The sequence below is a fragment of the Mycobacterium sp. ITM-2016-00317 genome (assembly GCF_002968295.1).
Classification (GTDB): domain Bacteria; phylum Actinomycetota; class Actinomycetes; order Mycobacteriales; family Mycobacteriaceae; genus Mycobacterium.
In genome coordinates this window covers 462,636-487,083 of the sequence record NZ_CP134399.1, presented here as the reverse complement: position 1 = coordinate 487,083, position 24,448 = coordinate 462,636, and the positions used below count along the sequence as shown (strand labels likewise).

General features: G+C 70.0%; 18 protein-coding genes and 3 pseudogenes. 13 read left to right on the top strand and 8 right to left on the bottom strand.

Annotation, left to right across the window (positions count from 1 at the left end):
- Positions 1–2 precede the first annotated feature (2 nt).
- From C6A87_RS02280 to C6A87_RS02240, 5 genes and pseudogenes are all read right to left on the bottom strand, one after another.
- A complete protein-coding gene (locus tag C6A87_RS02280; RefSeq protein ID WP_311115782.1) occupies positions 3–317 on the bottom strand; it encodes a PE family protein in 315 nt (104 codons plus the stop codon).
- Positions 317–4,318: pseudogene (gene eccCa / locus C6A87_RS29140) on the bottom strand (type VII secretion protein EccCa). The gene C6A87_RS02280 and the pseudogene eccCa overlap by 1 nt, the downstream one beginning before the upstream one ends.
- Positions 4,315–5,849 (bottom strand): annotated as a pseudogene (gene eccB, locus C6A87_RS02250) (type VII secretion protein EccB). Before eccB ends, eccCa begins: the two co-directional pseudogenes overlap by 4 nt.
- Positions 5,846–7,693, bottom strand: a complete 1,848-nt coding sequence (eccA, locus tag C6A87_RS02245) for a type VII secretion AAA-ATPase EccA (protein ID WP_311115780.1) — start codon at positions 7,691–7,693, stop codon at positions 5,846–5,848. The pseudogene eccB and the gene eccA overlap by 4 nt, the downstream one beginning before the upstream one ends.
- A gap of 166 nt (positions 7,694–7,859) precedes the next feature.
- Complete coding sequence (locus C6A87_RS02240; protein WP_311115779.1) at positions 7,860–8,762, bottom strand: oxygenase MpaB family protein; 903 nt, start codon at positions 8,760–8,762, stop codon at positions 7,860–7,862.
- A gap of 85 nt (positions 8,763–8,847) precedes the next feature.
- Here C6A87_RS02240 and C6A87_RS02235 point away from each other — a divergent pair.
- A pseudogene (locus tag C6A87_RS02235) lies at positions 8,848–9,478 on the top strand (TetR/AcrR family transcriptional regulator).
- Here the strand turns inward: C6A87_RS02235 and C6A87_RS02230 are convergent.
- Positions 9,475–10,050 (bottom strand): VOC family protein, encoded by a 576-nt coding sequence (locus tag C6A87_RS02230; protein WP_311115778.1) that lies wholly within the window; start codon positions 10,048–10,050, stop codon positions 9,475–9,477. The pseudogene C6A87_RS02235 and the gene C6A87_RS02230 overlap by 4 nt on opposite strands.
- Positions 10,051–10,163: 113 nt before the next feature.
- Between C6A87_RS02230 and C6A87_RS02225 the strand changes: the two genes are divergently transcribed.
- From C6A87_RS02225 to C6A87_RS02190, 8 genes are all read left to right on the top strand, one after another.
- Positions 10,164–10,796: a TetR/AcrR family transcriptional regulator gene (locus C6A87_RS02225; RefSeq protein ID WP_311115777.1), complete on the top strand. Its 633-nt coding sequence runs from the start codon at positions 10,164–10,166 to the stop codon at positions 10,794–10,796.
- Positions 10,793–11,884 carry an alpha/beta hydrolase gene (locus C6A87_RS02220; RefSeq protein ID WP_311115776.1) on the top strand — a complete coding sequence of 364 codons (1,092 nt, stop codon included), beginning with the start codon at positions 10,793–10,795 and terminating at the stop codon, positions 11,882–11,884. The genes C6A87_RS02225 and C6A87_RS02220 overlap by 4 nt, the downstream gene beginning before the upstream one ends.
- Positions 11,878–12,837, top strand: coding sequence for a 2-hydroxyacid dehydrogenase (locus C6A87_RS02215; protein WP_311118157.1), 960 nt, complete (start codon positions 11,878–11,880; stop codon positions 12,835–12,837). The genes C6A87_RS02220 and C6A87_RS02215 overlap by 7 nt, the downstream gene beginning before the upstream one ends.
- A gap of 55 nt (positions 12,838–12,892) precedes the next feature.
- Positions 12,893–15,088: an acyl-CoA dehydrogenase gene (locus C6A87_RS02210; protein WP_311115775.1), complete on the top strand. Its 2,196-nt coding sequence runs from the start codon at positions 12,893–12,895 to the stop codon at positions 15,086–15,088.
- Between the two features lie 98 nt (positions 15,089–15,186).
- Positions 15,187–15,369, top strand: a complete 183-nt coding sequence (locus tag C6A87_RS02205; RefSeq protein WP_003933748.1) for a hypothetical protein — start codon at positions 15,187–15,189, stop codon at positions 15,367–15,369.
- Between the two features lie 9 nt (positions 15,370–15,378).
- A complete protein-coding gene (locus C6A87_RS02200) occupies positions 15,379–16,584 on the top strand; it encodes a JmjC domain-containing protein (RefSeq protein WP_311115774.1) in 1,206 nt (401 codons plus the stop codon).
- 53 nt (positions 16,585–16,637) lie between these two features.
- A complete protein-coding gene (locus C6A87_RS02195; protein WP_396837147.1) occupies positions 16,638–17,465 on the top strand; it encodes a sucrase ferredoxin in 828 nt (275 codons plus the stop codon).
- 37 nt (positions 17,466–17,502) lie between these two features.
- Positions 17,503–17,823: a hypothetical protein gene (locus C6A87_RS02190; RefSeq protein WP_311115772.1), complete on the top strand. Its 321-nt coding sequence runs from the start codon at positions 17,503–17,505 to the stop codon at positions 17,821–17,823.
- Between the two features lie 3 nt (positions 17,824–17,826).
- Here the strand turns inward: C6A87_RS02190 and C6A87_RS02185 are convergent, their stop codons facing one another.
- Both C6A87_RS02185 and fadD2 read right to left on the bottom strand, forming a co-directional pair.
- Positions 17,827–18,243 carry an SDR family NAD(P)-dependent oxidoreductase gene (locus C6A87_RS02185; protein ID WP_311115771.1) on the bottom strand — a complete coding sequence of 139 codons (417 nt, stop codon included), beginning with the start codon at positions 18,241–18,243 and terminating at the stop codon, positions 17,827–17,829.
- 130 nt (positions 18,244–18,373) lie between these two features.
- Positions 18,374–20,065, bottom strand: a complete 1,692-nt coding sequence (fadD2, locus tag C6A87_RS02180; RefSeq protein WP_311115770.1) for a long-chain-fatty-acid--CoA ligase FadD2 — start codon at positions 20,063–20,065, stop codon at positions 18,374–18,376.
- Positions 20,066–20,120: 55 nt separating this feature from the next.
- On the opposite strand from fadD2, the gene C6A87_RS02175 reads away from it, so the two are divergent.
- From C6A87_RS02175 to C6A87_RS02160, 4 genes are all read left to right on the top strand, one after another.
- Positions 20,121–21,356 (top strand): DNA polymerase domain-containing protein, encoded by a 1,236-nt coding sequence (locus C6A87_RS02175; RefSeq protein WP_311115769.1) that lies wholly within the window; start codon positions 20,121–20,123, stop codon positions 21,354–21,356.
- A 149-nt stretch (positions 21,357–21,505) separates the two neighbouring features.
- Positions 21,506–21,913 carry an STAS domain-containing protein gene (locus C6A87_RS02170; protein WP_311115768.1) on the top strand — a complete coding sequence of 136 codons (408 nt, stop codon included), beginning with the start codon at positions 21,506–21,508 and terminating at the stop codon, positions 21,911–21,913.
- 161 nt (positions 21,914–22,074) lie between these two features.
- Positions 22,075–23,259, top strand: a complete 1,185-nt coding sequence (locus C6A87_RS02165; RefSeq protein WP_311115767.1) for an acyl-CoA dehydrogenase family protein — start codon at positions 22,075–22,077, stop codon at positions 23,257–23,259.
- 4 nt (positions 23,260–23,263) lie between these two features.
- A complete protein-coding gene (locus C6A87_RS02160; protein ID WP_311118156.1) occupies positions 23,264–24,445 on the top strand; it encodes an acyl-CoA dehydrogenase family protein in 1,182 nt (393 codons plus the stop codon).
- Positions 24,446–24,448 lie beyond the last annotated feature (3 nt).

Below are 24,448 nucleotides of genomic sequence, written 5' to 3'. Positions count from 1 at the left end.
TATCACCCTGCGCCCCGGGCGGTCATGTAGGTCGTGGCGGCCATCGCGTCCCCGGTGGCGTAGCTGAGCGCGGACTCACCGACCCCGATCCCGGACCGGCCGAGTTCCTCGACACCCTGGGCCGCCACGGCCTGATGCTCGGCACCGGCGGCGCTGAAACCCGTTGCGGTCTGCAGGGACACCGCGTCCGCCGCCGGTGGCAGGACCGCGGTGACCAGCGGGGCGGCGGCGGCGTGCGCGGCGGCCATCCTGGCGGTGAGTGCCTCCACCGCCGCGCCGGCGGCGGTCAGACCTTCGGGGACGACACGCAGGGTCATCAGCTGTATTCCTTTCCGCTGTGGCCGGTTCGGGCGGCCGTGTCCTCGGCGAGAGGGTTGACGAGCTGGAGGAACGTCGGGGTGTCCGCGGTGTTGCCGTCGTCGAGCAGCATCGCCCGCCCGACCGGCAGCCGGGAGAACCGGTGACCACGGATCTTGCCGCTGTCCTGCGGGTTACCCGACAGCATCAGCGTGGTGGCCTGCAGGTCGTTGAGCCGGCGCAGCAGCGGCGCGGTCATCACCGCGTGCGCCGAGCCGGCCGCCCTCGCGGTGACGATCACCCGCAGACCCAGATCCGAGGCCTGGGCCAGCAATCCGATCAATGCGGTCCAGGGCCGCTGACCGGCGAACGGGCCGCTGACGGCCGGTCCGTCCGGGATCTGGTCGACGTCGTCGACGATCAGGTAGTGCAGGTGGCTGCCGGATCCGTTGGCACCGGCGCGGAAGTCCCACCGGCTGAGTTCCTGCGGGCTCAGCCCCGCGGGTGGGCGGCGCTTCTCCAGTAGCGCCGACAGGCCGAGCATCGCCGGCAGGATCCGGTCGATGTTGGGCGTGTACTCGTTGTCGGGGAACAGCGGTTCGTCGACCAGTTGCAGGCGCCGGTCGATCACTGTGAACGCGACCTGGTCGGGCCGCGAGTTCTCCCGGATGGTCCGGATCAGGTGCCGCAGCAGGGTCGTCTTGCCGGTCTTGGCGTCGCCGAACACCATCATCAGCGGGTTGTCGCCGAAGTCGGCCGTGACCGCCGCGAGGTCCTCTTCCCGCTGGCCGAGCACCACCTTCTCCGGGCCCGGGTAGAGCGTCGGGAACACGCTCGGCGACAGGTCGGCAGGCAGCAGCCGCACCGGCGGGGCGCTCTGCCCCGGGTAGCGGGCGTTGAGCGCGGAGATGGACTCCAGTGCCGGAGTGGCGAACAGGAAGTGCTCGGCGGCCATCGTGAGGCCGCGTCCGGGCTGGTCGGCGGGCACGCTCTCGGCCGGCGCGCAGCGAGGTGTCCTTGGCGACCGCGCGGACGTTGCTGTCGCGGGCGTCGTGCAACCGCAGCTCGAGGCGCAGGCCGAGCCCGTCGCGCATCGCCAGTGGCACCTCCAGCCAGTTCGGGGTGGTGATCACGACGTGGATGCCGTAGGCCAGCCCGGTGTTGACGAGCTCGGTCACCTTGGCCAGCAACGGGTTGCGTGCATTGAAGGTGTCGGTGTTGTCCCGGCTGAACGCGTACAGGTTGTCGATCAGCAGGAAGACCTCGCCGTAACCGTCCCGGTATCCGCCGTTGCCCGCGGTGGCGCCGTGCTGTTGACGGGCCCGCAGCAGCTGCTCCAGTTCGCCGAACGTGCGCCGGATCCGCTCGGATTCCAGCGGAGAGGCCACGCTGCCGACATGGGCCAGCCCGTCGAGGGCCCGCAGCTGCCCGCCGCCGTAGTCCAGACAGTAGAACGACACGTCCCCCGGGGCGTGCAACGCCGCGGCCGACAGCACGAACGTCTGCAGCGCGGTGGACTTCCCGGACTTCGGGCCGCCGTGGATCACCACGTTCGCCGACGCCGAGGTGGCGTCGAAGATCAACGGGTCGCGGCGCATCTCGAAGGGGCGGTCGATCTCGCCGAGCGGCCAGCGCCATTGCTGCGCAGCGACACCGGAGCGCTGCAGCACCTCGCGCAGCGGAATCGGCTCCTCCAGCGGCGGCAGCCACAGCTGCGGCGCGCGGGGCCCGTAGCGGGCGAGTTGCTCACCGATCGTGGTGATCAGCTTGCGGGGCGGCAGCACCTCGACGTCGGCGCCGTCCTCGACGATCACCGTGTCGGGTTCGGGATCGACCCATCCGGCAGTGAACAACTGTGGCTTCGGGATTGCGTGCACCACGATCGACCGGTCCACCCGCGGCGGCTCGTAGATCCCGTCGACGTAGGTGCTGCGGAACTTGATCGGCCGGGCACCCGGCGCAGGCACCAGGAAGCCCTCGCCCTTGTGCTCACGGCCGGACTCGATGTGATAGGCGTCCTCCACACCGATGATCTGCCGGGACACGCTGGGGCTGGCCACCTTCAGGCCGATGCGGTAGGAGGTGTTCTTGTCGATGTCCTTGATCCGGCCCACGTCCAGCGTCTGGGACGCGAACAGCAGGTGGATCCGGAACGAGCGTCCCTTGCGGGCAACGTAATCGAACAGCTCGGCGTACTCGGGGTGCTCGGCCAGCATCAGGGTGAACTCGTCGGCGACCACGAACAGCGTGGGCAGCGGCGGCAGGTCGGCGGCCTCTGCGGCCCCGGACATGCGGGCGTTCTCGTACTCGGTGACGGAGTTGAACGCACTGCCCTGCACGCGCCGGCCTCCTTGAGCAACTGCTCGCGGCGGGCCACCTCACCGCGCAGGGTGTCGGCAAACCGGTCGGCCAGCGAACGCTTCTCGGCCATGTTGGAGATCACGGCGACGACCTGCGGGAAGTTGCGGAAGATGTCCGCGCCGGCCTCGCCCTTGAAGTCGGCGTAGATGACGATCAGCCGGTCGGCCGAGTGGGTCGTCAACAGCGACAACAGGATCGCCATCAGCGTCTGCGACTTGCCCGAGCCCGTCATGCCGATCATCAGGCCGTGCGGGCCCATACCGCCCTCGGCCTCGTCCTTGAGGTCGAAGATCAGTGGTTCGCCCGTCGCGGTCACCCCGATGGGCACCCGCAGTTCGTCGTCGCGGTTGCGCGGCGCCCACAGCGCCGCGACGTCAAGTGCCGACGCGTCCGGAATCCCCAGCAGCGTGGTGAACGCCGCGCCGCCGGTGGTCGCGGACCGGCCGTGGTCGGGGTTGGAGTCCCAGCGGGCCAGCCGGCGCGCGATGTGGCGTGCGTCGTCGGCGCCCAACCGGTCGGCGGCGTCGACGTACGGCGCCCAGCCGCCGTTCTGCCACCGCTGGATCCGGCCCGCGGCCACGCGCAGGACCGGCCGCTCGGGATCCGGGTACTGGTCGCGGTCGGGTTCCGCCGCGCTCCGGTGGATGACGGTCACCCCGGCCAGACCGCGGCCGACGAACTGGCCGGGATCGGCGTCGGGATCGTCGAGCACGACGAGCAGGTGCTTGGCCTGCGCGGGGCCGTCACCGGTGAACGCCGACCGCTCGGCCAGCACCGGCGCCAGCAGCGAGTGCAGCTCGGCCGGATCGGTCGCCAGGTACCGGGCGGGGCCCACCCCGTCGGCCTGACCCGGAACGTCGGTGTGCGGCAGCCATTTCAGCCACGACCACGCGTGGGACTCCAACCGCTGCCCGGCGAACGCGACACCGAGCACCGACGGGTCGTGCCAGGTGACGGCCTGGGCGATCCAGGCCCGCACAGCACCGGCCACCTCGGCCTGGTCACCGACGACGGTGATCCGCGCGATCCTGGTCAGCTCGATCCCGGCGGGCGCGGCGTGCACGGTGCGCTGGGTGTCGAGCAGGCTGCGGAGCGTGCTGTGGGACACCGGTTCCAGGTCGATCTCGTCGGCGGTGTCCTTGACGCGCAGCGTGGTGCCCAGCGGCTGGTCGTGCAGCCCGGCGCGCAGCACCAGGAAGTCGCTGTCGTGCGGGTCGCGTTCCCACTGGCGCCGGGTGCCCGGGATGCTCACCAGTGCAGCCGGTTCCGGGTGGGACCACTCCAGTGCGGCGCGCTGCTCGTCGGCGTGTGCGCGCACGTTGTCGCGCACCACCGACAGGTAGCGCAGATAGTCGGCGCGCTCGGCGTCGACCTCCTCGGTGCGCATCTTGTTGTCGGTACCGCGGTACAGCGCCGTGGCGGCGAGCAGCAGCACGAACGGGAAGAACAGCATGGTCGGCGAGATCATCCGCAGCCCGGTCGCGACGAGCGCGACGATCATCCCGACGATCAGGATCACGATCAGGTACGGCAGCGCGCGGCGCAGCAGCGACGGCGGGATCACCCGCGGCAGCTCCGGGGGCGGCTCGATGGTGATGGTGCCCTTCGGCACGGCCGGCGCGGGCACGCGCCTGCGGTGCTCGAAGATCAGCCTGCTCATGGTTTCTCCAACAGAGGGGTGGTCTGCAACCGGGCGGGTGCGGGCGCGGGCGCCAATGAATCGTGAGCCAGCAGTGCGTCGGTCCGCGACAGCGTCGGGCCCGCGGCGAACTGGGACAGCACCGACCACGGGATGGGCAACGGCGCGGTGGTGAGGCCGAGCGCGGCCACGGTGTCGGCGCCGTCGGCGCCGGCGTTCGTCTCGATGCCGTAGCGAACGCCGGTGTCTCCGACCCAGAACAGCGAGCCGCCGCTGTCGACGAACCAGCCGGTGCCCGGCGGCAGCGCGACCCGGTCGGCCCGCCGGGCGCGCCGGAGCTGACCAGCTCGACTGTGCGCACGCCGTCGGCGACCGGCAACACCGCGCCGGACCGCAGAGTCAGGGAACTATCCTGTGCGCCTTCGGGTTTGGCCCATTCGGCGCAGACGACCGGATCGGCCGCGAGGTCGACGAGGGTGACCCGTTCCGGCGGGTAGACCGCGGTGTCGACGCCGGTCGCCTCCGGGATCCTGGCCACCACATCGGCGTCCAGCCTCGGCGGCTGCGCCAGACCGTAGGAGTTCGAGTTGCGCAGCACCGCGGCCACCACCGGCGTGACCGGCTGCAGACCGTCGGCGAGCACGACGTAATGGCGGATCGCGTTGTCCGCGTCGTACGCGACGACGACGGCACCGACCGGAAGCGGTTCGGGCAGCGGTGCCTCCGACGGCATCCCGGCGCCGGCGACGGCCGGCGTGACCAGCGGCGGCGCCTCGGGGATCGCGTTGAACAGGCCATCCGCGATGGGTTGCGGCGCAGCGACATCCACGCCGATACCGAGGGCATCGGTGACCGCGCGGTCGGCCAGATCGATCGGGCTGCGCCTGCCGTCCCACAGCAGCCAGGTCCGGCCACCGTTCTCGGCGAGCACCGCGTGCCCGGCCGGCAGGACGGTGGCACGCTCGCCGCCGTCGACGGGCGGACCGGCGATCACGGTGACACCGGTGGTCGAACCCGTCGCCGCGTCGCACACCGTCCAGTACGCGTCGCGGGTCGTGTTGGCCACCATGCGTTCCGGCGCGCCGGGGATGCCGATCAGGTTCCCGCGGGGGAACTGGTCGAGCTCGCTGCTCTTGACCATCGCCGGGTTGTCGGGCCGACCGGTGATCAGGCGGGCCGAGGCGAGGTTCAGCACCGGGTGCAGCTGCTCCCCCAGCCTGACATAGAGCGCCGCGGTGTCGCGGTCGGCGAGCACGGCGTCGGTGCCCGCGGACCCGGAGGGCCGGATCAACGAGAACAGGAAGCAGCCGATCAATCCGGTGACCAGGACCAGTGCGCCGACGAGCACCGAGCGCGACTGGGTGCGCAGCGGGTCGACCAGCATCCGGGTGTCGTGCAGGGCGACCCCGGAAGCGATGCGGCGCATCACGAATCGCCAACCGGTGACCTGGTGACGGGTGACGAATCCGCGGCGGTAGGTGACCCGCTGCGGGTTCTCGTTGGTCGGCGTGCGGGAGGTGAACGACCGCCGCTCTTCCTCGGGGGTGCTCACTGCTGTTCCGGAAGTTGTTGCGGCATGGACAGGCCGAGGCCGCGCAGCAGCGGACCGGCCGAGTGGGCCACGTCGGTGGCGGTGATCGTCATCAGCTCGTCGTCGGTGAAGTCGTCCGAGTCCGAGTGGTCGAGCCGGTATTCGCGCTCCTCCTCGGAACGTTCGACGAGGTTACGCACGAAGCGGCCGTTACCCGCGATGTCGAGGCTGCGCCGGTCCACCCCGTTGGCGTCGGGGGTGGTGGCCTGCGCCAGGTATTCGAACAACCGCTCCATGTCTGCGCGGGCGGCGTCTTCGAAGCGGGAGTCCCGCTTCTCGGCCATGCGTGTGGCGATCTCGACGAGCTCCTTGCCTGAGTACGACGGGAAGTCGATGCTTCTGGTGAATCGGGACCGCAGACCCTCGTTGCTGTCGAGGAACGTGTCGAGGTCCTTGCGGTACCCGGCGACGATGACGACCAGCCGGTCACGGTCGTTCTCCATCCGGGCCAGCAGCGTGTCGATGGCCACCAACCCGAAATCGTTCTTGGCGCCGGTGGAGACCAGCGCGTAGGCCTCGTCGAGGAACAGCACCCCGTCGAGTGCGCTGTCGATGATCGCGTTCGTCTTGGCCTCGGTCTCGCCGATGTGCTGGCCGATCAGGTCGGCGCGGTGCACCTCGCGCACCGTCTCCTTCTTCAAAAGGCCGAGCCCGCAGTAGATCTTGGCGACTACGCGGGCGATCGTGGTCTTGCCGGTGCCGGGCGGGCCCGCGAAGACCAGATGGTTGGTGCGCTGGGCGACGGCCAGACCGCGCTCCTGACGCCGGATCGACATCGCCACAGAGCTTTTCAGGCGGGCCACCTGGTACTTGACCTCGTCGAGGCCGATGAACTCGGCCAGTTCGGCCTCGGCCTCGATCAGCAGGTGCGCCTTGCGGTCCTTGGCGCCCGGGTCGACGAAGTCGGCTTCGCCGGGCTCGGTCGCCGGGTCCCACGGGTTGCTGCGCGCCTCGATGCGGGCAGCGCTGGTGGTCGGGATGCCGAAGGTATTGTCCGACAACGCCTCTTCGATCTGCGCATTCTCCGGGTTGGCCGCGTAGAGCTCCTGGAGCAGCTCGTGGGCCTCGTCGTCCTCGCCCTGGGCGCGCAGCGACAACGCCTTGATCAGCGCGCCGTCCACCGCCGCGACGGCGACGGGGCCTTCGGGCCGCTCCAGGTGTGACAGTGCGGGGGCGAACATCCCCAGCCGGGCCAGCGCGGTGCCGAGCGCGACCCGGGCGGCGTGCGCGGTGGTGTCGTCCAGGGCCGGGTCGGCCACCAGCGGGGTCAGCATCCGCACCACGTCGGACCACCGGCCCGCCCGGTGGTGCAGCACCGCGCGCACCCACCGTGCCTCCAGCCAGTCGGGCCGCCGTTCGAGAAGCCGACCGACGAGTTCGTCAGCCTCCTCGTACCGGTCGGCGTCGCAGAGGCGCACGGCGTAGGCCAGGGCGAAGTCGTCGCGGGTGGCCGCGCGGAACCGCAGGTACAGCCCGCTGCCGTAGCCGAATCCGAGCGCACCCGGCTCGAGCTGGATCGCGCGCTGGAGGGCTCCGGCCGTCGCCGACGTCTGCCACACCGCCTCGATGACATGCGGGGAGTCGTCACCGGCGGCGGCGAGCCCGGCCCATGCGTCGCACTGGTCGTGCGCGATGCGCGTCAGCGCCGCGAAGCCGTTCCTGGCCGCTGCCTGGTCCGCGGGTCGCCGCCGGTCGTGCACGGACAACCCCAGCGCGCGGCAGCAGGTGGCGAACCGGCTGACCACATCCGGATCGACGCGGGGCGGTCCGGCCGACGCCGCGATCGTGTCACTCCCAAAATCCATGAGCTTTTCGCGGTGCCGGACCCCGGCACCACCGGACCCCGACCCCCGCATCTCCTTGCGACGACTTATGTATGGCTAAGCTAACTTTGCTGAAGTTAGCATTGCATGGCCTAAGTGTCGAGACGCACGGGGCAGGGCGGGAACGGGAGCCGGGCCACCGCTGAGATCAGACCAGCGGACGCCCAGTCCGGATCCGCCAGTCGAGGTCCCTGAGCAGGACGTTGAACGGAAATTCCCGCACGATCCTGGGCGAGACCCGGTTGACCGCGCCCAGCGTGGTCATCAGCCGGTCGAACCGGCGTTGCCGCTGTGCGTCCCACGGCAGCCGCATCTCGTCGCGGAAGCGCTGCGGCAGGAAGCCGGTGGTGATCAGCAGCGCCATCTTCTCGGCCTGCCGCTGCAGTGGACCGGGCAGCGTCAGCCCGCGCAGCCGGGTCGCCGCGATCGGCAGCAGGAACTCCCGCACGGTGTCGTCGATGTGCACCTCGTCGAGGGACTTCTGCCAGTACCGGTCGAACGCGGCCCGGTCCGCGGGCCACATGTCCTCGGGCACCTGCAGCATCGTCGCCAGCGCCCGGCCCTTCAGGTACAGCCGGTCGGCGGCCTCATCATCGAGTTCACCGTCGAACAACCGGTGTACGTCGAGCACGCCCTTGTAGAGGCACGCACCGACCCACAACTGCAGTTCCTTGTCGAAGGCGTGGTACTTCACCGGGCTCTCGTCGGTGGAGAACACCTGCGCGTGCGCCCCATTGACCGCGCGCCGGAAGGCGGCCTGTTGCTCGGCCGTGCCGCTGGTGGACACCGCGAGGTAGGTGAAGGTGGTGCGGGCCCGCTTGACCGGGTGGCGGTCGATCCGGCCGCTCTCCACCCGGCTCTCCGCCACGCCGTAGCCGACCCCCGGGCGGGCGAGCTGCATGATCACGTTCGCCGGCCCGGCCAGCAGCCCCAGGCCGAGCACGCCGTCGACGCGGGCCGCGCGGCCGCCGTGGCCCACCGGGCCCGTCGAGAGGTTCACCGGGCGTTCGACCACCGGCACCTGCGCGCCGACCGATTCGTCCAGGGTCACGGGAACACTCCTCTCGGCGGCGCCGGACGCAAATGTGCGAACGCCAGTTTCCAGATATTGCCGCGTCGCCGCTGGGGGTGTCAAGATGGTCGCCATGGCCCAGGTTCGCCCGTACCGCGGCGTGCAGGCCCCGCAGCGGGTCGCCGAGCGCAGGCGCCGGTTCCTGGAGGCCGGACTGGACCTGCTGGGCGGCCGGTCGGCGCCGCCCGATCTGACGGTCCGCGCGATCTGCGCACAGGCCGGTCTGGCGGCGCGCTACTTCTACGAGAGCTTCACCGACAAGGACGCGTTCGTCGGCGCCGTGTTCGACTGGGTGGTCGCCGACATCGCGGCCACCACGCAGGCCGCCGTCGCGGCCGCTCCGGTACGCGAACAGAGCCGTCAGGGCATGGCCAACATCGTGCGCACCATCTCCGACGACGTCCGGGTGGGCCTGGCTGCTGTTCAGTGCACGGCTGGACAACCCGGTGGTAGTGCGCAAGCGGGCGGAGTCCGGCGCGTTGTTCGCGCTGCTGTCCGGCCAGCACGCGGGGACCAGGCTGCAACTGGAGCAGAACGAACGGATCAGGGCCGCGGCCCACTTCGCGGTCGGCGGGGTGGCGCAGACGCTGAGCGCCTGGCTGGCCGGCGACCTCGACTTCACCCCGGCCGAACTGGCGGGCCAACTCGGCGCGCTACTGGACCGGCTCGGCGATCCCGCGCTGTACCGCGACTAACCCGAGACCGGTACCCGCCGGTCGGCGGCGGTCTTGGGCACCGTCGTCGTGTCGGATTCGCCGAATTCCTTGGTCCAACAGGCGAACTCGAGGGTGATCCCGTCGGGGTCGAGGAAGTAGAAGGACCGCACGTACACCCCGGGATGCAGGGTCGCCGAGACCTGCATGTCACTCTCGTCGTGGTTGAGGACCGGGCCCACGCGGACCCCTTTGTCCTTGAGCCTGCGGCGGTATTCGTCGAACTTCTCGGCAGGCACGTGGAACGCCAGGTGGTTCATCGTGCTCACGGCGCTGACGATGTCACCGATACCCGGGATGGCCTCGGGCGAGGAGATGCCCGGCACCCGGTCCGGCGCGTCGGCGAACCAGAAGAACGCGACGCAGTCGCCGTTGCCGGCGTCGAAGAAGAAGTGCTGACCCATGCCGCCGGGCAGATCCAGCGACTTGACCAACGGCATCCCGAGCACACCGCTGTAGAAGTCGACGGTCTTGCGCATGTCCGAGCACACCAGGGCCACATGGTTGATACCGCCGAGTGCGAACTCGGTGTTCGTGTTGTCCGGCTTGATCACGATCGCGCCTTCCTGGTATCGCCGAGCGGGTGCGATTTCGGCGCGCGGGGTGCGAAACTGAATCTAACATCAGATTCAGTTCCAGATCAACGGCGAACAGGAGCGAAACGCGAGTGAGCGTCAGTCCCCGGGAGGAACTTCCGACGGTGCGCGGACGCCAGACCCAGGCCGCGATCGACGCGGCCGCGCGTGCGGTCGTCGCACGCAAGGGCATCCTGGCCACCACGATCGCCGACATCGCCGGCGAGGCCGGCCGCTCCACCGCGTCGTTCTACAACTATTACGACTCCAAGGAGGCGATGGTCCGGGAGTGGGCGGTGCGCTTCCGCGACGAAGCCCGCACCCGCGCACTGGCCGCCGCGCGGCCGGACGTGACCGACCACGAGCTCTGCCACCGGGCCGCGGCCGCCCACTGGGACACCTACCGCCACCGGCTGGCCGAGATCATCGCGGTCAGCCAGTTGGCCATGGTCAGCGACGACTTCGCCGGATACTGGAACGAGATCTGCTCGCTGCCGATCGCATTGGTCACCTCGATGGTGAAAGACGCGCAGCGGCAGGGCTTCTGCCAGGGCGACGATCCCCGGCTGATCGCGGTGGCGCTGGTCTCGATGCTCAACCAGTTCTGCTACCAACAGCTCTCGGGCGTCAACGGCGGCAACGAGGCCGACGACGCGGCCTGCGTGAAGACGCTGGCAGACATCTTCTACCGCACCATCTACCACCCGGAGACGCGCACGCCATGAGCCAGCCAGCCGACACCCAGACACCCGGCGTCACCCGGGAATTCATCGGCCTCGACTCGCCGACCGCACGGCGGGCCGGGGGCGGGCACCCGTGTCAGGGGCTCTACCACCGCGCCGCCGGTCACACCCCGAAGGTGGCGATGATCGCCACGCACTACCAGATCGACTTCTCAGAGCATTATCTCGCCGACTACATGGCCGCCCGGGGAATCGGCTTCCTGGGCTGGAACACCCGGTTCCGGGGATTCGAGAGCAGCTTCCTGCTCGACCACGCGCTGGTCGACATCGGCGTCGGCGTGCGCTGGCTACGCGAGGTCCAGGGTGTGGAAACCGTGATCCTGCTCGGCAATTCCGGCGGCGGGTCGTTGATGGCGGCCTATCAGGCCAACGCCGTCGGACTCGACGACCTGCCACCGGCCGACGGCTACGTCGCCAGCGCCGCCCACCCCGGCCGCCCGGACGTGCTGACCGCGTGGATGGACGCATCCGTCGTCGACGAGAACGACGCGGTCGCAACCGATTCCGATCTCGACCTGTTCAACGACCGGAACGGTCCGCCGTACAGCCCGGACTTTGTCGCGCGGTACCGGGCCGCCCAGATCGCCCGCAACGACGCCATCACCGACTGGGCCGAGGCCGAGCTGCTCCGGGTCCGCGCGGCCGGATTCTCCGACCGTCCCTTCACAGTGATGCGCACCTGGGCCGACCCACGCATGGTGGATCCCAGCCTGGAACCGACCAAGCGGACCGCCAACTCGTGCTACGCGGGCGTGCCCGCCAAGGCGAACCGGTCCACCCGCGGGATCGCGGCCGCCTGCACGCTGCGCAACTGGCTCGGCATGTGGAGCCTGCGGCACGCGCAGACCCGCGCCGAACCGCACCTGGCGCGGATCACGAGCCCCGCGTTGGTGATCAACGCCGAACAGGACACCGGCGTCTACCCCTCCGACGCCCAGCGGATCCACGACGCGCTCGGCAGCGCCGACAAGGAGATGTGCTCGGTCGACACCGACCACTATTTCACGACGCCGGGCGCGCGCGACGAGAAGGCCGATACCATCGCCGCGTGGATCGCACGCCGATGGTGAGGGTGCTGGCGCATTTCGTTCCCGCCGGACCCGACAGCAAGGTCGCCGAATTCCTTGCTTCGCACGATGGTTGGCTGGATGTCCGGTTCTGCGCCGAGGACGACGACGACACGTTCTACCGGGAGCTGCCCGAAGCCGAGGTGATCTGGCACGTGCTGCGCCCGCTGTCCGGCGAGGATCTGGCCAAGGCACCCCGGCTGCGGCTGGTGCACAAGCTCGGCGCGGGCGTCAACACCATCGATGTCGACGCCGCGACGGCCCGCGGCGTGGCGGTCGCCAACATGCCGGGGGCGAACGCGCCGTCGGTCGCCGAGGGCACGCTGCTGCTGATGCTGGCCGCGCTGCGCAGGCTTCCCGAACTCGACCGGGCCACCCGGGCCGGCCGGGGTTGGCCGTCGGATCCGTCGCTGGGCGAGACCGTCCGCGACATCGCGAGCTGCACCGTCGGGTTGGTCGGCTACGGCAACATCGCCAAACAGGTCGAGCACATCCTGCTGGCGATGGGCGCCGAGGTGCTCCACACCAGCACCCGCGACGACGGCACACCCGGCTGGCGCACCCTGCCGGACCTGTTGGCCCACAGCGACATCGTCTCGCTGCACCTTCCGCTCACCGACGCCACCGCAGGTCTGCTCGGCCGCGACGCACTGGCCCGGATGAAGGACGACGCGGTGCTGGTGAACACCTCGCGCGGCCCGATCGTCGACGAGGCGGCGCTGGTCGACGCGCTGCACGGCGGCACGCTGGCCGCGGCCGGCCTGGACGTGTTCGCCGTGGAACCGGTGCCTGCGGACAACCCGCTGCTGGCCCTGCCCAACGTGGTGCTGACCCCGCACGTGACCTGGTACACCGCCGACACCATGCGTCGTTACCTCGAGTTCGCGGTGGACAACTGCGAACGATTACGTGACGGGCGCCACCTCGCCAACGTGGTGAACCAGGTCGCCGGGTAACCTCGACCCAACCAACCGGTTGGGACCAGTCACGACGACGTGAAGAGGTGCAGCTATGCCCATCGCGATCCTGGAAGAGCACAACGACCTGGCCGATTCGGTGCGGTCCTTCGTCGAACGGGTCGCCCCGTCCGAGGTCTTGCACGAGGCCCTGGAGAGCCCGATCCCCAACCCGCCGCCGTACTGGAAGTCCGCGGCCGAGCAGGGCCTGCAGGGCGTGCACCTGGCCGAGTCGGTCGGCGGACAGGGCTTCGGCATCCTCGAACTGGCGGTCGTCATCGCCGAATTCGGTTACGGCGCGGTGCCGGGTCCGTTCGTCCCGTCCGCGATCGCCAGTGCGCTGATCGCCGCCGACAACCCCGACGCCGCGGTACTCGGCGACCTCGCCTCCGGTGAGGTCATCGCCGCGTACGCACTCGACTCCGGCCTGACCGCGACGCGGCAGGGCAACAGCCTGGTGATCCGTGGCGAGGCCCGCGCGGTGCCCGCCGCCGCGCAGGCGTCGCTGCTGGTGCTGCCCGTAGCGATCGAGTCCGGCGAGGAATGGGTGGTGCTCGACGCCGCAGCACTGGAGATCGAGCCGGTGCCCAGCGTCGACCCGCTGCGCCCGGTCGCCCACGTGCGGGCCAACGCCGTCGAGGTCGGCGACGATCGGGTGCTGGCCACTCTGAGCCGCGGCCACGCCCGCGCGCTGATGTCGACCCTGCTGTCCGCCGAGGCGATCGGCGTCGCGCGCTGGGCCACCGACACCGCGTCGGAGTACGCGAAGATCCGCGAGCAGTTCGGCCGGCCGATCGGCCAGTTCCAGGCCATCAAGCACAAGTGCGCGGGCATGATCGCCGAGACCGAGCGGGCCACCGCCGCGGTCTGGGACGCCGCCCGGGCCATCGACGAGGCCGACGGAGCCGACGAAAAAACAGACACCGCATACGAATTCGCCGCCGCAGTGGCCGCCACGCTGGCACCGGCGGCCGCGCAGCACTGCGCCCAGGACTGCATCCAGGTGCACGGCGGCATCGGCTTCACCTGGGAGCACGACACCAACGTCTACTACCGCCGCGCCCTGGTGCTGGCGGCCTCGTTCGGTCGCGCCTCGGACTACCCGCAGCGGGTGGTCGACCTCGCGACCAGCACCGGCATGCGGGCATTGAACATCGACCTCGACCCCGACACCGAGAAGCTGCGCGACGAGATCCGCGCGGAAGTGGCTGCGCTGAAAGAGATTCCACGCGAGAAGCGCAACACCGCGATCGCCGAGGGCGGCTGGGTGCAGCCCCACCTGCCGCTGCCCTGGGGCCGCGCGGCCAGCCCGATCGAGCAGATCATCATCGCCCAGGAGTTCGCGACGGGCCGGGTCAAGCGGCCCCAGATGGGCATCGCCGCGTGGATCATCCCGTCGATCGTCGCGTTCGGCACCGACGCGCAGCAGCAGCGCTTCCTGCCGCCGACGTTCCGCGGCGAGATGATCTGGTGCCAGCTGTTCTCCGAGCCCGGCGCCGGTTCCGACCTGGCCAGCCTGACCACCAAGGCCACCAAGGTCGACGGTGGCTGGCGCATCACCGGCCAGAAGATCTGGACCACCGGCGCGCAGTTCTCCCAGTGGGGCGCGCTGCTGGCCCGCACCGACCCGAGCGCCCCGAAACACGCCGGGATCACCTACTTCCTGCTCGACATGGAGAGCGAAGGGGTCGAGGTCAAACCGCTGCGCGAGCTGACCGGCAACGCGATGTTCAACACCGTGTTCATCGACGACGTCTTCGTCCCCGACGACATGGTGCTCGGTGAGGTCAACCGCGGCTGGGAGGTCAGCCGCAACACGCTGACCAACGAGCGGGTGTCCATCGGTAGCAGCGAGCCGCCGTTCCTGCCGAGCCTGGACAAGTTCGTCGAGTTCGTCGCCGAGGGGCAGTTCGACCAGATCGCGCAGAACCACGCCGGGATCCTGATCGCCGAAGGCCACGCGGCCAAGATCCTCAACATGCGCTCGACGCTGCTGACGCTGGCCGGCGGCGATCCGATGCCCGCCGCGGCGATCTCCAAGCTGCTGTCGATGAAGACGGGGCAGGGCTACGCCGAGTTCGCGGTGTCCTCGTTCGGCACCGACGCCGTCGTCGGCGATCTCGGGCAGGTCACCGGGCGCTGGGCCGAGTACCTTCTGGCCAGCCGAGCGACCACGATCTACGGCGGCACCTCCGAGGTGCAGCTGAACATCATCGCCGAACGTCTGCTGGGCCTGCCGCGCGATCCGTAGCCCGCCCGGTGTTTCGGGAGAACTCGTGCGGGGCAATCCCATCGCGCGCAGCCCGCGCAGCGGAGATCCCGCATGGGATCACAGCGGAAAGAGACCCCATGGCACTCGACGACGATGACATGACCACCACGCCCGGCGGCGGCGGCGAAGGCACGGCCGACGGCGGAAGCAACCCCGAGGGACACGACGGCGGCGCCGACGGCACCGCTGACGGCGAGGGCACCGCCGACGGCGGCAGCAACCCCGAAGGACACGACGGCGGCGCCGACGGCACCGCCTGAGCCGCTGCTGTGCTCAGCCGTTGCATCGGCATCGCCCCTGATGCCTTCGCCGCCGGATACTGGGGGCGCAAGCCGCTGCTGAGCCCGGCGAAGACGCTGCCCCGCGACTTCGGTGACCTGCTCTCTCCGGAGACGGTGGACGAGTTGATCGCCGAGCGCGGGGTGCGCGCGCCGTTCATCCGGCTCGCCAAGGAGGGCCAGGTCCTGCCCAAGGACTCCTACCTCGGCCCCGCCGGCTTCGGCGCGGAGATCACCGACCAGGTGGACGCGGCGAAGGTGCTGACCGAACTGGGTTCGGGCGCCACGATCGTGCTGCAGGGGCTGCACCGGCTGTGGCCGCCGCTGATCGAGTTCGTCCGGCAGGCCGTGGCCGATATCGGGCACCCGGTGCAGGCCAACGCCTACATCACCCCACCGGACAATCGCGGCTTCGACTTCCACTACGACGTCCACGACGTGTTCGTCCTGCAGGTGTCGGGTCGCAAGCGCTGGGTCGTGCACGCACCGGTGCACCTGCACCCGCTGCCGGACCAGCCGTGGACAGAGCACCGCGCCCGCATCGAAGAACGCGTCACCGCCGAGCCGGTGATCGACACCGTGCTCGCCGACGGCGACGCGCTCTACCTACCGCGCGGGTGGGTGCACGCCGCGCAGGCACTCGACACGACCTCGATCCACCTGACGATCGGCGTGTCGGCGACGACGGGGTTCGATGTCGCGCGCGCCGTCCTCGACGAACTCAGCCGCTCCGACGAGTTCCGGGCCCCGCTGCCGCTGGGCATCGACCCTGTCGACGGCAACGCGATGGCCGCGACCGCGGCCAAGGTGATCGCGCAGATCGTCACCCATCTGCGCGACGACGCGACGGCGCTCAGCACCGCCGCCGCCGACCGGCTGACCGCCCGGCACGGATCGCGGACCCGGCCCGAGGCCGTCCGACCGCTGCAGACGCTGCGGGCGGTCGAACACGCCGACACGGTGCCGGTGCGGTGCCGCGGCGGTCTGTGCGCGACCGTGCAGCACGGCGCAGACGGGCGGGTGTCGATCCGGCTGGCGGACAAGACGATCACCTTCCCCGCGCTGTGCGCGCCTGCGCTGGACGAGATCCTCCGCGGCGGCGTCACCGACGCGGGCTCACTGCCGGGCCTGGACCGCACGGACGGCACCGTGCTGGTGCGCCGGCTGCTGCGCGAAGGCGTGGTGGTGCCGACGTGACATCCGGGACACGCCCGCCGTGCAGCGACCAGTCGCTGACCCGCGGCGAACCGATGTACGGCACCGCGTCGGCAGGCTCGAGGTGGTTGCTGCTGGAACTGGAGGGCGGCTGGGGCCCGTCGGCCTTCCTCGAATCTCCGGGTTGCCTCGACGCCGGCCTCGGCCGAGCGATCGTGCGTCGCGCCGAGTCCGCCGGGATGCGGATCGCGGCGATCCGCCGGCCCGGCCGTCGCACGGAGACGCCCCGCTGGCGGTGGTTCGTGGCCAGATCGGAGGTGGGCAGGCCTGCGCTGCGCCACGGCGAGGTCGACAGTGCACGTGACTACCTCGACATCGACCTCGACGGGGCCGACGGCGCCGACACCGACGGCCCACTGGTGGCCGTCTGCGCCCACGGCAGGCACGACCAGTGCTGCGCGGTGCGCGGACGCGCCGCAGCGGCCGCCATCGCCGCCCAGTTTCCCGAAAGCACCTGGGAGTGTTCACATCTGGGCGGTGACCGGTTCGCCGCGACAATGCTGATCCTGCCCGAAGGGCTCTGCTACGGACGCGTCGACCACACCGACGCCGCCGGGCTGGTCCGGTTGTATCTCGACGGCAGACTCGACGACCGGTTCCTGCGCGGCCGGACCGCGCTGCCCCACGCCGTCCAGGCCGCACAGCATTTCGCGCGCGAGACCCTCGGCGAGGACCGCATCGACGCGCTGCCCCCGGTGGCCGTCGAACCCGTCGACGGCGCGATCGAGGTGGTGCTGGCCACCGAGAGCGGTACGGTCACCGTGCTTCTGGACGTGGCGATGTCCGAACCGCTGTTCTCCCAGTGCCGCGCGACCACCGCGGGCCCGGTCCGCACGTTCGGGCTGCGGTCGATCAGCAGCTGACGGTTTGCCCGGCGCGCGTGCGGGAACCCCACCCGCGATGTCGAATGATCGTGATTTCGTCGAGAAACGGTTCAACCGGCCCGGCGAGTACCGGGCCGCGGTCACCTACGCCCTCGTGGTCGTGGTGCTGGCAGCGATTGCGTTCGCCGTCTACGCATTCGGCGATCGGAGCTCGGTGTTCAGTGCGTCGCTGGTGCCGGCGTTCCTGTTCGCCGGCGGCGTCGGCGCGCTGGTGCGCACCTACCGGCAGTGGAAGGCGGGCAGCGGCTGGACCGCGTGGCAGGGCGCCGGCTGGTTCCTGCTGCTGCTGATGCTGCTCACTCTGGCCGTCCCTGGGTCGGCCGCGTTCTCCGAGTGAGCGTCAGGACAGGATCGCGTCGACGTAGCCGCCGTCCACCCGCAGCGCGCCGCCGGTCGTCGCCGACGCCAGCGGTGAGTCCACCAGCTGGTAGACGAAGTCCTCCACCCCGGCGGCGTGCGTGGGTCCGGCGATGACGGAGTTCACCGTGACCCCGGTGCCGGGCAGATAGAGCCGGATCAGTCGGGCCGCGGCCAGCACGTTCACCTCGAAGAAGTTGCGCCACAGCTCGTCGGTGATCTCGCCGGCCGGTACCGCGCCGAAGATCCCCAGGTTGTTCACCAGGATGTCGACCTGCGGCAGCGCCTCCACCAGTGTCTGCGCGCCGTCGGCGTCGGCCAGTGACCGGGCGATGGCCAGCCCGATGCCCTGGGTCGAGCCGGTGACGAGTGCGGTCTTACCTGTCAGATCGATGTTCACGCTCGGGTAGACGGCGGCGGTCGAAGGACCATTCCCTCGGCCACCCGCCGAATCTGAAGTTGTTGTCGAGAAGCCAGCCGATCGTCGGCATCTTCTTCAGACTCGCGATGCGAACAGTTCAGGAGCCGGGCTAGTCGATAGCGAGCTCGCGCAGCTCACGCTTGAGGATCTTGCCCGTCGGGTTGCGGGGCAGCTCGTCGAGGAAGACCACCTCGCGCGGGACCTTGTAGCGGGCCAGGTTCTCGCGGACGTAGGACTTGATCGCGTCCTCGTCGACCGTCGCGCCCTCGGCCTTGACCACGAAGCAGCGCAGCCGGTGGCCCCACTCCTTGTCCTCGACCCCGATCGCGGTGGCCTCCACCACCTCGGGGTGGCCGCTGACGAGATCCTCGATCTCGGCGGGGAACACGTTCTCGCCGCCGGAGACGATCATCTCGTCGTCACGGCCGCTGACGTAGAGCAGGTCATTCTCGTCGAAGTAGCCCACGTCGCCCGAGGACAGCAGCCCGTCGATGATCTGCTTGCCGCCACCGCCGGTGTAGCCCTGGAACGGGAAGAAGTTGCCGACGAAGATCCGGCCCACCTCCCCGCGCGGCACGTCGTTGCCGTTGTCGTCGAGGATCCGGACCTTCATCCCCTTGACGACCGGCCCGACCGTGGCCGGGTTGATCGAAAGGTGTTGCGGCCCGGCGATGGTCGCGAAGGCGACCTCGGTGGAGCCGTAGAGGTTGTAGATGATCGGGCCGAGTTCCTTGAGCGCCCTGCCTGCCAGCTCGGCACCCAGCTGGGAACCGGAGACGAACACGATCCGCAGCGACGACAGGTCGGGCTTCGGCGAGGACTTGTCCAGCTTGTCGAGCATCCGCGACAACATCACCGGCACCACGACGATCGCGGTGACCCGGTACTTCTCGATGTCGGCGAGCACGGTGGCCGGCTTGAACCGGCGGCGCAGCACCAGCGTCGAGCCCAACATCATCGCGATCGTCGAGTGCAGGAACCCGAGCGCGTGGAACATCGGCGCCGGCAAGGACGTGATCTCCTGGCCCTTGAACGGCACCGCCGACAGCACGCCGCCGATCGGGGCCAGTGACGGCGGGGCGCTGCGGTTGGCGCCCTTCGGTGTCCCGGTGGTGCCGCTGGTCAGGATGATGATCGACGAATGCTGGGTGACCTTCGGCGGCGGGTTCGAGCTGGTGCGCGCGATCAGTTCCTCGAGGGTCTCGTCGGTGCTTTCCGAAGGTTCAGGCTTGTCCGGGTTCACCCCGAGCGAGCGCAGTTTGCCCAGTTCCGGGTCGGCCGCGGCGACGGCGGCGGTGTATTCGTCGTCGTAGATGACCAGCTTGGCGCCCTCGCGTTCGGACACCTCCTTGATCTGCGGGCCGGAGAACTCACTGTTGAGCAGGATGATGCGGCCGCCCGTCTTCGCTGTGGCATACACCGAGACGAGGAACCAGCGGTGGTTGCGGGCCAGGATCGCCACGCCGTCGCCGCCCTTGACGCCCTTGGCCAGCAGTCCGTTGGCCACCGCGTTGGCCGCGTCGTCGAGTTCCTTGAACGTCATCTCGCCGAAGTCGTCGATGATCGCCGTGCGGTTCGGGTAACGACGTGCGTTGAGCGCCGGGATCATTCCGAACTCACCCCAGCGCCGCATGTCGGCCACCAGCGCGGCGACGTCCTGCGGCGGCTCCAGCTTCAGCGCTCCGGCCTCGAACATCTTGCGCGCATAGTGCAGCTCGGCGGAACCCCGGTCGAGATACTTGCCGACGGTCTGCTGGACCCTGGCGGCGGCCTGCAACGGAAGTTCGCTGAATCTGGACATGCGTCAACCATATGTGACGCCCGTCGCATCGCGGTTTGGAACCTACGATGGAGAGATGGCCACCCGCGACTGGTTCGAGATCGCCGGTGAGCAGGTCCCGATCAGCCATCCCGACAAGGTGGTGTTCGCCGACCTCGGGCTGACCAAGCTCGACCTGATGCACTACTACGCCGCGGTGGCCGACGGCGCACTGCGCGGTGTGCGCGACCGGCCGATGATCCTGAAGCGCTTCGTCAAGGGCATCGAGCAGGAGGCCGTGTTCCAGAAGCGCGCCCCCGAGAAGCGACCGGACTTCGTCGACGTCGCAGAGCTGAAGTACGCCTCGGGGACGTCGGCCAAGGAGGCGGTGCTGCACGATCCGGCCGGGCTGATCTGGGCGGTGAACCTCGGCTGTGTCGACCTGAACCCGCACCCGGTGCGGGCCGACGACCTCGAGCATCCCGACGAGTTGCGCGTCGACCTCGACCCGATGCCCGGCGTCGGCTGGCGCCAGATCCTCGACGTCGCGTTCGTCGCCCGCGAGGTGTTGGAGGACCACGGGTTGGCGGCGTGGCCCAAGACGTCGGGTTCGCGCGGCTTCCACATCTACGCGCGCATCCACCGCGACTGGCCGTTCAAGCTGGTCCGGCTCGCCGCCGAGGCGGTGGCCCGCGAGGTGGAGCGGCGGGCACCGGAATCGGCGACCGCCCGGTGGTGGAAGGAGGAACGCCACGGCGTGTTCGTCGACTTCAACCAGAACGCCAAGGACCGTACCGTCGCGTCGGCGTACTCGGTGCGCGCGACCCCGGACGCGCGGGTGTCCACGCCGCTGTCCTGGGACGAGGTCGCCGGCTGCAAGCCCGAGGAGTTCACGGTGCACACGGTGCCGCGGCGGTTCGCCGAACGCGGGGACCCGTGGGAGGGCATGGACGACGCCGCGGGCAGCCTGCAGGCGCTGCTCGACCTCGCCGACCGGCTGGGGCCTGCCGAGAAGGCGCCCAAAGGCGCCCGCAAATCCGCCGACGGCCGCCGGGTCTCGACGATGCCGCTGATCGAGATCGCCCGGACCAAGACCCGGGACGAGGCGATGGCCGCTCTGCGGCAGTGGCGCGAGAAGTATCCCGCCGCGGCCGAAAAGCTGAAGCCCACAGATGTTCTCGTCGACGGCATGCGCGGGCCCAGCTCGATCTGGTACCGGATCAGGATCAACCTCCAGCACGTCGCCGAGGACGCACGGCCCGCACAGGAGGAGCTGCTGGCCGACTACGACCCGTGGGTCAACTACACCGGATCCCAGCAGTTGCGGCGGTGAATGTTACCGGCGAGTTTGCTATGAGCGCCGCGCAGAGTTCTTACCGAAGTATTAGTAGATACACCCAGCGGCCTTAGATTGGCTCATTACCTTGATCTACATAGCGCCACACCGGCGCCTGTGTCACCACTGGATCGAGGGAGGCTGCGATGTACGGCAATCCGACGTTTCACTGCGATGGCGCAGGTATTCGGGCACACTGCCGCCAATTGGCCACCGTCGTGACGATCTCCGGTCGTCTCGACGAAGGCAATGTGGGGCCCGCCAGCGAGTACACCGACCGTTTCATCCTCGCCGAGAAGCCGTTCGTGCTCGACCTCAGCGGGGTTGAATCCTTTACCCGCGAAGCGGTTTCGCTTCTGTTTGCGGTCGACGACGTGTGCACCTCCGCCGGCGTCGAGTGGTCGATGATCGCCAGCCGCGCGGTCGAGCAGACCCTCCGCGAGGCCGGCATCGATTTCCCTGCTGCGGGCTCGGTGCCCGAGGCGCTCAACGACTTCGCCGACGCTGCTGTCGCGCGCCGTCAACTCCTCCCCCTGCTCACCAAGACTGCGTAAGGATCACTGTGTTACTTGATGTTCGGTGGCTCCGCTACCTGCTCCAGCGTCGTCACAGGTCGCACTTCGGCCGGCTCGCGCTGCCCCAGGCCTGACCCTTCCCGCTTCCCGACCCACGAGTTGGTGGTCTACGGCTGCACGCCCTGATTTAGTGTGCAGCTATGGGCACTGATGCCGACCGGGTCGCCGAGACCGCCCGCCGGGTGGTCGACGAACACGACCCCAAGACCGTTCCTGTCCAGGAGTTTCTCGGCGCCTGTTTCGACGCCGGGCTGTCCTGGGTGCATTTCCCCGAGGGTTTCGGCGGGCTCGGCCTGTCGCGTGGCCTGCAAGCCGTCGCCGACCGGATCCTGCAGGGCGCCGGTGGCCCGGTGCCGCTGGGCCTGAACCCGATGGGCTACGGCATGGCCGCGCCGACCGTGCGCGAGCACGCCCAGACCGACGAGGTCCGCCGGCGGCTGTTGCGGCCGCTGGCCACCACCGAGGAGATCTGGTGCCAGCTGTTCTCCGAGCCCGGCGCGGGTTCGGACCTCGCGGGGCTGGCCACCTCCGCGGTGCTCGACGGCGACACCTGGGTGGTCAACGGCCAGAAGGTGTGGACCAGCCTCGCGCACCGCGCCAGGTGGGGCCTGCTGCTCGCCCGCACCAACCCTGACGTCCCCAAACACAAAGGTTTGACGTACTTCGTCGTCGACATGCACGACACCGGCGTCCAGACCCGGCCGCTGCGCCAACTCACCGGACACGCGGAGTTCAACGAGGTCTATCTGACCGACGCCCGCATCCCGGACGCGTACCGCCTCGGTGAGGTCGGCGACGGGTGGCGGGTCGCGATGACCACGCTGATGAACGAGCGCAGCGCGCTGGGCGGCAGCGGCAACCGGCGCGGGGCGGGCACCATCTCCGACGCGGTCGCGTTGTGGGCGTCCCGTCCCGACCTGCACACCCCGGTGCTGCGGGACCGGCTGACCAGCCTGTGGCTGCGCTCGGAAGCGCAACGGCTCACCTCCGAGCGGTCACGGGCGGCGGCGAGCGTCGGCGGCCCCGGCCCGGAGGCCTCCGTCGGCAAACTCGTCGGTGCCGAACTCAACCAGCACATCTACGAGTTCTGCATGGACCTGCTGGGCGCCGAGGGGATCCTCTACGACGGATACTCACTGGACGACGGGGATCCCGACGATTGGCGCGGGCCGATTCAGCAGCGGTTCCTGCGCAGCCGCGCCAACACGATCGAGGGCGGCACCTCCGAAGTGATGCGCAACATCCTGGCCGAGCGGGTGCTGGGTCTGCCGGGGGATCTGCGAGCGGACGCGGGGATGCCGTGGAAGGAGGTGCCGCGTGGCTGAGTTCGTGGCTGACCCACAGGGGCGCGAGTTCGTCTTCACCGAGGAGCAGGGCCAGTTGCGTGCCGCGGTGCGCAAGTTCTGCGCCGACCACAGCGATGAGGGCGCGGTGCGCGGTGCGATGGTCGCCGACCCGCCCTACGACGCGAAGACGTGGGGCCGGTTGGGTGCCGAGCTGGGCGTGCTGGGGTTGTCGGTGCCCGAATCGGCCGGCGGTGTCGGCGGCACGCTGGTCGACCAGGCGGTCGCGGTCGAGCAGCTCGGCGCCGCGCTGGCGTGCGGTCCGCTCTTCGGCACCGTCTACCTGGCGATCCCGGCGCTGGTCGCGGCGTCCGACCCGACAGGGCTACTGACCGACCTGGTCGAGGGCGCGCGCACCGCGGCGTTCGCCGTGCCCGACGACGCGGCCGCGTTCAATCCCGCCGCGGTCACCGTCGACGCGGTCGGCACCGGTGAGGACTGGACGCTGACCGGCACCGTCGAGCGGGTGGTCGACGCCGGCGCGGCCGACGTGCTGCTGGTCGCCGCCACCGGCCCCGACGGGCCCGGACTGTATGCCGTCGAGACGAACGGTCTTGGGGTGCAGCGGATCCCGCTCAAGACGATGGATCTGACCCGGCCCCAGGCCACCGTCGGGCTGTTCGGGGCCCCCGCCCGGTTGATCGCAGGCCCGGCCGAGGCCGAACGGGTGATCAACCATGCGTTCACCGTCGGCGCGGCGCTGCTGGCCGCCGAACAGGTGGGCGCCGCGCAGCACCTGCTGGACCTCACCGTCGACTACGCGAAGAACCGGCTGCAGTTCGGCAGGCCGATCGGCTCGTTCCAGGCGGTCAAGCACCGGCTGGCCGACGACCTGGTCGCGCTCGAGCACGCCCGATCGACCGCGTACCACGCCGTGTGGGCGCTGGCCCACCTCGCCGACGTCCCCGACGATCCGGCGCTGGCCGCGAGCATCGCGCAGGCAACCTGCTCCGCCGCGCTGGTTCGAGTTGCGACAGATACCATCCAGGTCCACGGTGGTATCGGTTTCACCTGGGAACACCAGGCGCACTTGTATTACAAGCGGGCCTACACTGACGCGGCCCTGCTGGGCAGCGCCGAACAGCACCGGGCCCGGGTGGCCGAGCTGGTGCTCGACGTCGCGCCCGAGAAGGACGCCCCACGCGTCGCCACTGGCATGCCGACTTGAGAG

Bases quoted from the DNA above. Each gene is read 5' to 3' on its own strand.
- C6A87_RS02165 (WP_311115767.1), top strand. From the start codon at position 22,075: ATGGGCACTGATGCCGACCGGGTCGCCGAGACCGCCCGCCGGGTGGTC.
- eccA (WP_311115780.1), bottom strand. From the start codon at position 7,693: ATGGATTTTGGGAGTGACACGATCGCGGCGTCGGCCGGACCGCCCCGC.
- C6A87_RS02210 (WP_311115775.1), top strand. From the start codon at position 12,893: ATGCCCATCGCGATCCTGGAAGAGCACAACGACCTGGCCGATTCGGTG.
- C6A87_RS02190 (WP_311115772.1), top strand. From the start codon at position 17,503: ATGTCGAATGATCGTGATTTCGTCGAGAAACGGTTCAACCGGCCCGGC.
- C6A87_RS02170 (WP_311115768.1), top strand. From the start codon at position 21,506: ATGTACGGCAATCCGACGTTTCACTGCGATGGCGCAGGTATTCGGGCA.
- C6A87_RS02280 (WP_311115782.1), bottom strand. From the start codon at position 317: ATGACCCTGCGTGTCGTCCCCGAAGGTCTGACCGCCGCCGGCGCGGCG.
- C6A87_RS02195 (WP_396837147.1), top strand. From the start codon at position 16,638: ATGTACGGCACCGCGTCGGCAGGCTCGAGGTGGTTGCTGCTGGAACTG.
- fadD2 (WP_311115770.1), bottom strand. From the start codon at position 20,065: ATGTCCAGATTCAGCGAACTTCCGTTGCAGGCCGCCGCCAGGGTCCAG.
- C6A87_RS02215 (WP_311118157.1), top strand. From the start codon at position 11,878: ATGGTGAGGGTGCTGGCGCATTTCGTTCCCGCCGGACCCGACAGCAAG.
- C6A87_RS02175 (WP_311115769.1), top strand. From the start codon at position 20,121: ATGGCCACCCGCGACTGGTTCGAGATCGCCGGTGAGCAGGTCCCGATC.
- C6A87_RS02205 (WP_003933748.1), top strand. From the start codon at position 15,187: ATGGCACTCGACGACGATGACATGACCACCACGCCCGGCGGCGGCGGC.
- C6A87_RS02220 (WP_311115776.1), top strand. From the start codon at position 10,793: ATGAGCCAGCCAGCCGACACCCAGACACCCGGCGTCACCCGGGAATTC.